The following is a 12,115-nucleotide window of genomic DNA, read 5'->3' as shown; positions in this document are numbered from 1 at the left end:
CGAAGGGAGAGCGCCATGGGCCTGCTAAACAACCTGTTGCCCGAGTTCCTGCGCAAGCCGCAGCCGATCGGCAGCGCCGGCGAACTGGCTGACTTCATGGATTCGCGCGCCGCCTTCCTGGCGCAGAAAAGCATCGTCGAGTTCTGTCGCGTCAGGGCAGGGGTCTATTGGCAGAAGCTGTTCAGCGAGAAGGAGTTCCAGGTGGCGCTGAACCATTCGCGCTGGCGCGCATACCCTGCGTGCTACGCCATTGTGGCGGAAATGGTAGAGGGTGCGCTGCGCGAACCCGCCGGGTCGCGCCAGCGCGGCCTCCCAGCCGCGCTGGAAAAGGTGGCCCTGGCAAGCTTCTCCAAATATGCCGTTCCGGAGGGTTCGCCGCCCGCCTTCTGGGAGGACGCCGCCGAGCTGACACGACGGCGCCTCGCCGCCACGCAGACCGGGCCGTCGCGGCCGGTGCGTGAAATCCCCGAGCCGCTGGCGCGAACGGTCTTCGAGGCGGTCCCGATCCACCCCAATCTCCTGACCAACGACTACGACTACATTTTCAACTTCCTGAGAATGAACCTGCTGCGCGCACATGAGGATTTCCTTGCGCAGGCTGACCGCAGCGCCCTGGTCGATGAGCTACTTGGCCCAGCGCGCTGAATTTGTTCCACCACCCCGATACTCCAAGGTTTCCCTTTGACCTAAAGCGCGTCGCGTTTGAACGGATTCACGCGACACGCTTTAGGCTCTTGTTTTTATTCATGTCGTTATCGCAAAACCGCTGCACACTTTTGCGCGACATGCATTAGCACCGTCCGAGCGTCGCCGGCTATGCGAACATCAGGTCCCGCACCAGGTCGGGTGCTGACTGAAGGCGCTTGATGAGGCGCTTGAGCTCTACCTGCTGCTCGCGCGTCAGAGTATTGATCTCGATTCGATTGGATACGGGTATACCGGCGTAGATGTCATGCGTCTGCTGAGCGAGCAGCAAGCCGATCAGCATGGCATGGCCAGCCAGCATTGCCTTCATGTCGCGCTCGCCGCCAATGTCCAGCGCGATCAGTTTCTCGAACCGGGCACGTGTGCTCCGCTCGCGGATGCCGTGGCGGATTGCCAGAGTGCGTGCGGTCGCGACGATCGGAAAAAGGCCGTGCTTCTTGAGGTCCAGCCGGCCATTCTCAAGCTGAAAGCCACCAAAAAGCGTGAAGGGATTACCGGCTGTTATCTGCTCGCCGAGAAGCTTGGCGAATACCGGCTCGGCGTGGCCGCGGTCATATGCATGTTCTATGAACTGCGCGGCCAGCGTCATGTCGCCGTGAACCGGCCTCAGGTCGTAAACGATATCGACGTTGAGGAGATCCTCCGGCCGGTGGCGGCGAACCCAATCTTCGACGCGCCCCTTCCAGGTGTCGAGACTTCCGCGGAATGCCGCGTTCGCGGCCATTACCCCGCCTTTGCAGTACGGCACGCCGGAGATGTCGAGCATGTCGGCGAGCTTGGCGCCGAGATTCTTGAACCAGGCGTCTTCTGGCCCGTCCGGCTCGCCATGTGCAAAGACGATCGCGTTGTCCTGGTCGGGGGCCATCAGGCTTTCGCCACGGCCGCCGGAGCCGAGCACGAGCACGGCATAGGCACAGGGCGGCGGGCCGTGGCCTTCGGTCTGCATCTGTTGTTCCGCAAGCACAGCGGCGCGGCGCGTAAGCGAGCAAAGTTCCTCGCTGATGATTTCCGCCACAACGCGCGGGTCGATCTCCTCGCCGAGGAGCGAACGCATCACGCCCGGCAGCATCGACCAGGCGGCCGCCAATTCGGCGACGTCCTTGGCATGCTCGATCGTGTCGTCGAGATTGATGGCCGCGGTGGCGCGGAGCCTCAGCAGGTCGCGCGCCGAAAGCATGCCGACCAGCATGCCCCCATCGTCGCGGACGGCGAGGTGGCGAACTTTCAGCCGATCCATGCGCCCGATCGCTCGATAAGCGAATGCGGCGGCGCGGATGCTTATCAGCGGTCGCGTAGCAATGCTTCCGATCGGCAGGTCAAAAACGCGCTCGGCGTCGGATGATATGCGGCGCATCAGATCGCGCTCGGTAACGATGCCATACTCCACAACCGGTTGATCTGGCGTTCCTCGGTCGGACACGAGGACCGAGCTGATCTTGCGCTCGACCATAAGGTCGATGACCTGCCTTGTCGGTTTGGTCGACTTCACCACGACTGGCGGGTCGCTCATAAGGCTGCCGACGCGATGGCGATAGGCATATGGATCTACCGGCTGAAACGCGGGAACCTGGGGTCGCGACACCGGCTCAACCCAGCCGGCGCGATGGCCGGCATCGAGAGTGTGCGAAAGGGCAAGGCAGGCGACTTCGGCCTCTCCGAGTGTTCGGATGTTGCGCTTGCGCAACTCCGGAATCAACGCGGCAAAGATGTCTCCCGCCGCGATCGCATCGCCCAGAGCCGAATGGCGGCCAGCTATCTCCACGCGAAGCCAGGCGGCGATCATTTCCAGCGAATGGTCTGCCAGATCGGGATTTGCTATGGTTGCAAGAAGCCGGACGCACAGCGACCGAGGCTTTTTCCATGGCAAATGGGCGCGTCGGCATTCGCGTTTCAACACGGCCAAGTCGAAGCCGATCGAGTGGCCGACGAGGATGCGGTCTCCAGCGAACTCCTGGAATTGCGCCCATGCATCCAAGAAGCTCCCGGCTCCGTCAACATCGGCATCCGTGATGCCGTGGACGAGCGAGGCCTCGGGCGGGATCGCTTCACCAGGATCGATGAGGAGATTGAACTGAGGTTCCCGGACGACCTTGCCATGCGCGATGCCGATTGCGCCAATCTGGACCGCGCGTGCCTTTGTGGCGTCGAGCCCAGTTGTTTCGGTGTCGACGGCCACAGCCGCTATGGCTATCAGTGGGGTCGCGCCGGTCGCCCGCTTCATTCCCGTCCCCTTCGACATAGCCGAAAGCCTCCCCTGCCGGATGTCCTGCAGCATAAGGCGCGCCGGCAGGTGGCGTCGACGGCTGAATTTCAGGCTATGGCGTTCGCAACGGTGCGCCGGGTCATCCGGAGCTGCGCCTACGCCCATTCGCCTTAAAGTGATTTGATATGGTCGAAGCGCTCGCACATTCTTGGCCAGTTTGTTGCCGAGGCAGCCGATGAACGAGATCAGGCGGGTTGCTGTGGAGTGCATCGGGCGCGCCGTAATGTTCGGATCGCTTGCCATCGGCTGTGTCATGATCGGCTTCTCCTTCAACCCGGTATCTGCCTTTCGCTCCGGCGCGTTCCTTACGCTGACCATGGCACTGGCACTGATGTGGAAAGCCATGACCGCAGGCATCAAGAACCCCAAACACACCGAAGTCTGGCTCTATCTCGACGAGAAATCGCGCCCAGTCGATGGCGCGGCGCGACGGGTGTTCGGCACCGTCTTGAGCGACGTTTACAAACTCTATGCCCGGATTGCGCTCGGCGTGGCTGTTGGCTTCTTCCTGGTGTCGCTCGCCCTGATGCTGTTCGGTCTGGAAGGTTACATGCCGCCCAGCAAATAGGAGATCGCTTCGCCAGCCCGTGACGTCGCATTCCCGCTTACGCGGCGATGCCATGCCTCATGCACCGGCCGGCCAAACGAACCGCCGGACACGGCGAACTCTTTTCCGGCGACAGCATCAGGCGACGGCGGCGACAGGGGCGAAGTTGGCAAGGCGGATTCGCAACGGCCGGCCCAGTGCAACGAGATTCAGTAAGAAAAACCAATTTCTTGAAGATTTTGAGTGGTTCATTCTAAAGATGGCGCAAAAATAGCACTCGACAAAGTCTACTGATTTTATAGATTAAATGCCGAGACGGAGGTCGATATGTCCTATATTCAGAACGCCCAGACTGCCCGCAAAGGCCAGAGGCTGGGTTCCGACCAGACTTGGCGTCCGGCCTATGCAGGCGCCTTTGCCTATCTCGTCTTTGCCCTTGCGTTCGTGTTCACCGGGGCAGTCGTTCTGGGCCTTATTCCCTGATCATGGGGCCCCGAGCCATCGGGTCCTGACTTACAGGGATAGCGACCTGCCGCTTTTCAGAATGCCGGAGTTGAATGAACCGAATGCCGGTGCGCTTTTGCGCGCCCAGTGATCCCAACGTGATGGAGGAGATGGCAATGCCGATCGAGTTCACGCATGTTCCCGGTAAAACTCAGCCTGCCGATTCAACCGTGCCGTTTTTCTACGATTTCGCGGAAACCGCGACAAAGCTGTCGCTGATCGAGGACATCGGTTTCCAGAGGATCGTCGTCGATGATCCGGCCGGGCTGCTAACCAATATGGATATTGCCGCCCGGGCGCTGGATCGCACTTCATCCCTTGAGGTCGTTCTCACGCATTGGGCGGGTGTGATCGAGCCGACGGTGGCGGCACGGCAATTGGCGGCCCTTGATGCGAGAAGCGGCGGGCGGCTGTCGCTCAGGATGCTCAGCGAGCCGCTGAGCGACGACGATGCCGAAACACGTCCGGTCGGCCATACGGTCGTCTGGCAGCGGATTGACGAATATCTGGTGCTGCTGAAGCGGTTGTGGTCGAACGACAGGCCGTTCGATCATGAAGGAGCCTTCTACAGCGTCAAAGGCGGCTATGTTCCTCGCAAGGCACCGCATGGCGCTGACATGACCATCCGCATGGGCGGACAGTCCGGAACGGCGCTCAGGGTCGCCGGACGGCATGCCGATGTCTTCGAATTGACGCCGGGTTCGCCGGTCGAGATCCGGCAGCTGATGGAACGGGTGCGCAGTGCGGCCGCCGAACACGGCCGGGCCGGCAAGCTGCGTTTCGCGCTTCCCGTCCGGATCCGTTCGGAGGACATCGCTGCCGTCTCCTGCCAAAAAGCGGTCGAAATCGCCGGGCGGCCGGCGCAGATTGCATTGTCGCTGCTTCCTTATGCGGCCTTGGGAATCCAGGAATTCATGATCGTCGGCATCGAACGGCCGCGCGAGATCGGGACGGCCGGCCGCGAAACGATCGCGCTGCTGCGCAATACCCTGACGCGCCGCGGGGCTCCGCAGCCCGGGGCGTTTACATCCCGCGTGATCCGGGATGCACGCGCCGCAGGATGAGCTACCGTGCGGAATGAAAGCCTTTCCGTCCCGCGGGGCCGGTTGGCTTGGCAGGATCAATGCGATGCAAGGTGCTGGGCGTCATGCAGCCGCCGGTAAGTGCCGCCCGCGCGGATCAATTCGCTGTGCGAACCCTGCTCGACAATGCCCCTATCAGACACGACGACGATACGGTCGGCGCCACGGATCGTCGCCAGCCGGTGGGCGATGATCAGCGTGGTGCGGCCGTCGGCAAGTTCGGACAGCGCCTTCTGGATCTCCCGCTCCGTCTCTGTGTCGAGCGCCGACGTCGCCTCGTCGAGGATGAGGATCGGCGGGATCTTCAGGAACATGCGCGCGATCGCCAGCCGCTGCTTCGGCCGCCGGAGAGCTTGACGCCGCGCTCGCCGATGATGGTGCCGTAGCCGGCCGGCAGCCCTGATATCATGCCGTCGAGCTGGGCCCGCCGCGCCGCGTCGGCGATGGCTTCGTCGGTCGCATCGAGCCGGCCATAGGCGATGTTCTCGCGGACCGTGCCGCCAAACAGGAACACGTCCTGCTGGACGATGCCGATCTGGCCGCGCAGCGAGGCGAGCGTCATGTCTCTGATATCGATGCCGTCGATGCTGATCGCGCCGGAATCGACCTCGTAGAAGCGCGGCAACAGCGAGCAGATGGTGGTCTTGCCGGCGCCGGACGGGCCAACGAAGGCAATGGTCTCGCCGGCCCGGATCGACAGGTCGATGCCGTTCAGCACCGGCTTGCCGCCACCATAGCCGAAGCTGACGCCGCGGTAGTCAATGTCGCCGATGAGGCTGCTGACGGCCCTGGCACCGGGGCGGTCGGCGATGTCGGGTTCGGTGTCGAGAAGTTCCGTGTAGCGGCGGAAGCCGGCAATGCCTTTCGGGTAGGTCTCGATGACCGAGTTGATCTTCTCGATCGGCCGCACGAAGACGCCGACGAGCAAAAGGAAGCCGACGAAACCACCATTGCTGAGGCTGCCTGATATAACGAGATAGCTGCCGGCGATCATGACCACGAGCTGGATCAGCCTGATACCCATATAGCTCAGCGAATTGCTGGCCGCCATGATGCGGTAGGCATCGAGCTTGGTCTGGCGATAACGCCGGTTGTCATGCGCGAACAGCGTCCGCTCATGCTCCTCGTTGGCGAAGGCCTGAACCACGCGCATGCCGCCGACATTCTCCTCGATGCGCACGTTGAAGTCGCCGACGCGGCCATACAGCGCCTGCCAGTTGCGCTCCATACGGTCGCCATAGCGGATGGTCACCCAGGCGATGACGGGCACGATCGCCGCTGTGACCAGCGCCAGGGGAACGTTGACCACGAACATCAGCGCGAAGGCGCCGACGAAGGTCATGACGGCGATGAACAGGTCCTCCGGACCGTGATGCGCGACCTCGCCGATTTCCTCGAGATCCTTGGTGACGCGGCCGACGAGATGGCCGGTCTTGTGGTTGTCGTAGAAGCGGAAGGACAGTTTCTGGAGATGGTCGAAGCTCTTTCGCCGCATCTCGGTCTCGATGTTGATGCCAAGCATGTGACCCCAATAGGTGACCACCGCCATCAGCACCGTATTGAGCAGATAGATGAGGAGCAGGCCGGCCGCCGCCGCAATGATCAGCGTCCAGTCCTGCCGTGGCAAAAGCTCGTCGACGAAGGAGCGCACCGCCATCGGAAAGCCGAGCTCGAGCAGGCCGGCAAGCACCGCGCAGGAGAAGTCGAGCGCGAACAACCCCTTCCAGGGCGCATAGTAGGAAAGGAAGCGTCTAATCATTCTGCCGAACCGAACCTGTCATGATTGCGCGGCGGGGACATTTGAGCCGCTCGCCGCCAGCGTCGGTCGCTTACAGCCGCAACAGCGCAAGCGGCAATATGCCAAAGCCCCGCTCATTGTCGGCCCTTCCACATCAGCGCCATGAAATAGGGACCGCCGACCAGGGCAGCTAGCAAACCCGCCGGAATCTGCCACGGGAAAATGAGCGTCCGGCCGGCCCAGTCGGCCGAAACAAGGATCATGCCACCAAGGATCGCGGATGCGAAAAGCGGCGGCAAGGCGCGTTGGAAGCCGAGCATGCGGGCCAGGTGCGGCGCCATCAAACCGACGAAGCTCAGCGGCCCGATGACAAGTGTCGCTATTGTCGTCGGCACCGAAACAAGCACCAGGAGTATAAGCCGCACACGAAGGAGGCTAAGCCCGAGCCCGCGTGAGGCGGCCTCTCCAAGCGGCAGGATTTCCAGCCAGCGGATTGTGAGGGGCACGATGGCCAGCAGCGCGATCGTCGTCACAACTGCGATCGTGGCGTCGACGGCGGTGGCCCGGTAGGTGGAGCCGGACAGCCAGGCGATGAGTGTATCGAGCCGAGGATCGCCGCTGGCGAGCATCACCGCCGAGAATGCCGACGCCATCGTCGCCACGGCGACACCGGAAAGCAGCAACCGATCATTCGCGACGGGCTGCCGGCGGCCGGTCTGCGAAATCATCGCCAGGCTGGCCAGAGCTCCGACGAGACCGGCAGCGATCATTGCCGGGCGACTGACTGTCGAAGTCGCGACGAAGAGCAGCAGGATGCCTAGCGAGGCGCCGCCGGAAACACCCAGCACCTCTGGCGCCGCCATCGGATTGCCGGTCATCCTCTGCATCAGCGTGCCGACCACGCCCAGCATCATACCAGCGGAAACCGCGACGGCGATGCGAGGCGCCCTGAGCGGCAGGAGGTCGGCAAGTTCGGCGGCCGAGGCCACGTGCCAGCCGGCCGCGCCTCGCCCGACAGCAAGCGCGACGCAGAGAAGAAGCGCCATCGCGAGGAGTCCGGCCAGGAGATAGACCGATCCGCTTCGCCTGCGCACGGAAGACAGCATGGCGCCGTCCCGATCCGGGTTGGTGCGCAATTTCGGCAGGAGAAGAAACAGCAGCGGCGCACCGAGGAATGCAGTCGCCACGCCTGCCGGGATTTCGGAGGCAAACGGCAGGACTTGCACCAGCCGGTCGGTCAGCCACAACAGCGTGGCGCCGGCGAGGGGCGCCCAGATCATGCGCTGGCGCAAGGTCCGTGCTCCGGCGAGCCTGACCAGCGCCGGCGCCGCAAGCGCCACGAAGCCGATGACGCCGACGGCTGCGACCACCATGCTGCTCAGCGCGACGGCGACAGTCATTCCCGCCAGCCGTGTTACCACGGGTTTCGTCCCGAGGCTTTCCGCTCCCTCGTCGCTCAGGTCCAGAAGCCGCAGCGGCCGAAGCAAAAGGAAGGCAGCAATGCCAGCCACCGCGAGCCATGGCGCGAACCCGAGCACCACGGCGTCGCCGTTCTGGAACAGCGAACCGCTCTGCCAGATGAAAAGTTCCTCGGAATACTCGCGATTGGCCGCCATCAGCAGGGCGCTCGCCGAACTGCATGTGAGGCTGACCACCAGGCCGGATATGATGAGCGCGACCGGCGAAAAACTCCGGCCCTGGGCCAAAGTCAGAACCGCCAGCGTAGACAAGGCGCCGCCGGCGAGCGCGACCCATTCGCGACCTTGCTCCAGCATCCACGGCGCGTAGAGCGTGGCGATCGTCAGGGCGACGGTCGCGCCTGCATTCGTGCCTATGGTCGTCGGCTCGGCGAGCGGATTGCGCAGCACCTGCTGGAGCAGCGTGCCGGTCAGGCCGAGCGCCGCGCCGGCCAGCAGACTGATCGCCAGACGCGGCAGAAAGGCATGGCGGTAAAGCAGCTGCCGCGGATCGGCAACGTCCGTCGCCCCGAGCGATTGCCACCACATGTCGGCGGGTAATAGGCGCAAAAGCCCGGCAGCGGTGAGATACGCCGCCAGTACCGCCGGCACGCCCACGAGGGCGACGAGCATCCAGCCGCCTCTCATGAAACGAGCACGATGGCCGGCCGGGAACTGCATGACGGTCATGCCCGGGCCACAAACGTTGCGAAGCGGGCAGCGGCGGCAAGTCCGCCAAAAGGCCATATCGGCGGGATTGTCCTGGCGTTGCCGGCTTTGACGCAAGGAAGGTTCGCCCAGAGGCTGCTCTGGCCAATCCTTATCTTCACATGCGGGGGGATCGGATCGAGAGAAATCAGGCGGGCTTCGCCGATCGCGACCAACTGTTCGATGCCCACTGTGGAAAAGCCCCAGCTATCGGTCGGCGCCGTCCAGGCATTGGCGAGGCTCAACCGGTCGAGCACGTCCTCGAACAGACTACCTTTGCCATAGACGCGGACGTGACGGTCGTCGAACAGGCTGACCACCGCGAGCGGTTCGTCTGCCCGTCCCGAAAATTGCGCCCTGAGATCGGCGATTGTCGCCGCGGTGTTCTGGATCAGGCGCTGAGCCTCAACCTCCCGGCCGAGCTGCGAGCCAAGTTTCAGCGTTTCAATTTCGGCTTGGCGATAAGGCGCTTCGGTACCATCGTAGAAGGGCACGCTGTGCAGCGGCGCGATCCGCTTGAACGGAGCTTCGTCCAAGCCATAGCCATAGGCGCCGACGATGAGGTCGGGCCGCAATTCCGTCAGCAGTTCGAGATTGGGCTCGCCGCGCGAGCCGAGATCGAGGCAGCCGGCGGGAAGAGCCGGATCCACGACCCAGTCACGGTAACCCTTGGTGTCGGCGACCGCCATCGGCCCGATCCCGAGCGAGATAACCATCTCGGCCGAGGTCCATTCGAGACAGGCGATCCGCGGCGGCCGTGCCGCACGCGCCGGCAATGCCGCCATGCCACACCACGCCGCAGCAAATGCCCCGATGCACTCACGCCTGGTGAGCGAGCCAGCGGCGATCTCGACATGGCGCCGCGATTCGGTATTGCTCACCACCGATACTTCATCGAACCGGCGATCTTGCGGCCCTCTCCGGGATAGCAGCCGAAATCCGCAGTCGAGCAGGAGGCGATGTACTCCTTGTTGAATAGGTTGGTTGCATTGAGCTGGAACTTTACGTTCTGCCACTCGTAGTGGACCGCGGCATCGAACAAGGTGACCGACGGCACCTTGAAGGAATTGGCGTCGTCGCCGTAGGTCTCGCCAATGTAGCGGATGCCGCCGCCCAGCCCCAGTCCATCCAGCACGCCGCTCTGGATCGTGTAGTCCGCCCAAAGCGAGACCCTATGCTGCGGTACGCCATAAGGCGTATTGCCCTCGGTCCCGTCGCCGTCGTCGGTGATCTCGGTGTCGAGGTAGGCGTAGGCAGCCTTTATGTCGAGTCCGTTGTCGAGGCTCGCGACTCCTTCGACCTCTATGCCGCGCGAGCGGATCTCGCCGGTCTGGAAGGCATCATTGCCGATATGGCGAACCACGTTCTGCTTGGTGAGGTCGAAGGCGGCGACGGTGATGAACGAATTCCAACCGACCGGCTGATATTTGATGCCGACTTCGTACTGCTCGCCGGTCTCCGGCTCGAAAGGCGCCCCGGCGGGATTATGCTCTAGCTCCGGCAGGTAGGAAGTCGAATAGCTGACATAAGGCGCGAGGCCGATGTCGGAGAGATAAACGAGACCGGCGCGCCATGTGGTGGCGCTGTCGGATTGCTCGCTGGCGGCGCCGTCGGCGAGATGGTCGACCGTCTCTGTCCGCGTCCAGTCGTGACGAGCGCCGACAGTGAGCGCCCAATTGTCGAGCTTGATCTGGTCCTGCACATAGATGCCGGTCTGGCTGTGCGTGGTGTCCCTGTCCAGATAGGGCGTGAACTCCGAGATCGGCGAGCCGTAGACCGGGTCGAATATGTCGATCGGGCCGATCTCGGCCGAGGCACCATAGTCGCTATAGTCCGTGTATTGGTAGTCGAGCCCGGCAAGCACCAGATGGGCTAGCGGGCCCGTGTCGAACTCCGCCTGCACCTGGTTGTCGATCGCGAAATTGCCGAAGGTCGACATGCCGAGATCGGCGTAGCGATTGTAGGTGCGGTCGTCGGGCTCGAGGCCCGCGCCGAACACGCCGAACTGCTCGTCATTGTCGAGATAGGAGTAGCGGGCGTTCTGGCGGACCATGAAAGTGTCGTTGATGCGGTGCTCGAACTCGTAGCCGATCATGGCCATCAGCGGGTTGTATTCGTCGAAATCGGGCTCACCGACAAAGCGGTTCAGGGGTATCGAGCCGTTCCCATTGGGCAGCACCGTGCCGTTCGCCGGCAGGAACTGGATGCCCCAGCCGACTTTGTCTTTCTGGATCGCCGCGAGCAGCGTCAGGCTGGTGTCGGCATCCGGCTGCCATTTGAGCGCGGGGGCGATGAACAGGCGATCGTTGTCGACATGGTCGGTATAGGACTCGCCCTCGCGGGCAAGGCCAGTCAGGCGATAGCTCCATACGCCCGCTTCGTCGAGCTTGCCGCCCATGTCGAATTGGCCCTGATAGGTGTCGAAGCTGCCGGCGCTGACCTCGATCTCGCGGAAAGTCTCATCCGTCGGTCGCTTGCTGACATAGTTGATGATGCCGCCGGGGCTGTTCTGGCCGTACAGCACCGAGCTCGGGCCGCGCAGGATTTCAATGCGCTCGGCGCCATAGGGTTCAAGCGAGAGGAAGGAGGAAAAGTCCGACCCCTTCATCCTGAGGCCGTTCACGTAGAAGACTTCGTCCCAGACGTTGAAGCCGCGGATCTGCAGGCCAGAACCGCGCAAGTCGGTGCCCCACAGCTCGCCGGTGACGCCGGCCGTGTAGCGCAACGCGCCGCCAAGGGTCTCGGCGCCTTGCGCTGCGATCTGATCCGCCGTCACCACGGAGACCGACTGCGGCGTCTCGATTAGCGGCGTGTCGGTCTTGGTGCCGGTGGCGCTGCGACCAGCGACATAACCTTCGACCGGCCCCCAAGCGTCTTCGATGCGTTCCTCGACGTTGATCGGGTCGAGGGTGGTGGTCGCTTCCTGCGCGACGGCGTGGCCGCTGCCAAGCAGTGCCGGCAGCGATATCGCCGCGATCAGCAGGTACCGGCGCGTGGCCATTTCATCTCGAATTGTTCCGCGACCTGAACCAGCCACCATCTCGGCACGCCCCACTTTTTTCGAATTTCGACGCAAATACGGCGCGTCACGACATTTTGTTGACTCAAAAA

General features: G+C 63.2%; 8 protein-coding genes and 1 pseudogene. 4 read left to right on the top strand and 5 right to left on the bottom strand.

What is annotated here, in order from left to right:
* The first annotated feature begins 15 nt into the window (after positions 1-15).
* Positions 16-645 carry a hypothetical protein gene (locus tag EJ066_RS06030; RefSeq protein ID WP_126035807.1) on the top strand — a complete coding sequence of 210 codons (630 nt, stop codon included), beginning with the start codon at positions 16-18 and terminating at the stop codon, positions 643-645.
* Between the two features lie 169 nt (positions 646-814).
* Here EJ066_RS06030 and EJ066_RS06025 read toward each other — a convergent pair whose 3' ends face one another.
* Positions 815-2,926: a DUF294 nucleotidyltransferase-like domain-containing protein gene (locus EJ066_RS06025; RefSeq protein ID WP_126035805.1), complete on the bottom strand. Its 2,112-nt coding sequence runs from the start codon at positions 2,924-2,926 to the stop codon at positions 815-817.
* A gap of 217 nt (positions 2,927-3,143) precedes the next feature.
* On the opposite strand from EJ066_RS06025, the gene EJ066_RS06020 reads away from it, so the two are divergent.
* The 3 genes from EJ066_RS06020 to EJ066_RS06010 all read left to right on the top strand — a co-directional run bounded on the left by EJ066_RS06020 (position 3,144) and on the right by EJ066_RS06010 (position 5,083).
* On the top strand, positions 3,144-3,536 hold the full coding sequence (locus EJ066_RS06020; RefSeq protein ID WP_126035803.1) for a hypothetical protein: 393 nt from the start codon (positions 3,144-3,146) through the stop codon (positions 3,534-3,536).
* Positions 3,537-3,842: 306 nt separating this feature from the next.
* Positions 3,843-3,998, top strand: coding sequence for a hypothetical protein (locus tag EJ066_RS06015; RefSeq protein WP_126035801.1), 156 nt, complete (start codon positions 3,843-3,845; stop codon positions 3,996-3,998).
* A 137-nt stretch (positions 3,999-4,135) separates the two neighbouring features.
* The gene (locus tag EJ066_RS06010) at positions 4,136-5,083 is read left to right on the top strand and encodes an LLM class flavin-dependent oxidoreductase (protein WP_126035799.1); all 948 of its coding nucleotides are present in this window, start codon (positions 4,136-4,138) and stop codon (positions 5,081-5,083) included.
* A gap of 56 nt (positions 5,084-5,139) precedes the next feature.
* Here the strand turns inward: EJ066_RS06010 and EJ066_RS06005 are convergent.
* The 4 genes and pseudogenes from EJ066_RS06005 to EJ066_RS05990 all read right to left on the bottom strand — a co-directional run bounded on the left by EJ066_RS06005 (position 5,140) and on the right by EJ066_RS05990 (position 12,005).
* Positions 5,140-6,860, bottom strand: a pseudogene (locus EJ066_RS06005) (ABC transporter ATP-binding protein).
* Positions 6,861-6,973: 113 nt separating this feature from the next.
* Entirely contained in the window at positions 6,974-8,929 is a 1,956-nt protein-coding gene (gene fhuB / locus EJ066_RS06000) for a Fe(3+)-hydroxamate ABC transporter permease FhuB (RefSeq protein WP_245455089.1), read from the bottom strand.
* A gap of 53 nt (positions 8,930-8,982) precedes the next feature.
* Entirely contained in the window at positions 8,983-9,885 is a 903-nt protein-coding gene (locus tag EJ066_RS05995) for an ABC transporter substrate-binding protein (RefSeq protein ID WP_245455088.1), read from the bottom strand.
* The gene (locus EJ066_RS05990) at positions 9,882-12,005 is read right to left on the bottom strand and encodes a TonB-dependent siderophore receptor (protein WP_245455087.1); all 2,124 of its coding nucleotides are present in this window, start codon (positions 12,003-12,005) and stop codon (positions 9,882-9,884) included. Before EJ066_RS05990 ends, EJ066_RS05995 begins: the two co-directional genes overlap by 4 nt.
* Positions 12,006-12,115: the final 110 nt, after the last annotated feature.

It is taken from the genome of Mesorhizobium sp. M9A.F.Ca.ET.002.03.1.2 (assembly GCF_003952365.1).
Taxonomy (GTDB): domain Bacteria; phylum Pseudomonadota; class Alphaproteobacteria; order Rhizobiales; family Rhizobiaceae; genus Mesorhizobium.
Note: the sequence above shows the minus strand (reverse complement) of the source record. Positions and strands in the feature narration are given on the sequence as shown.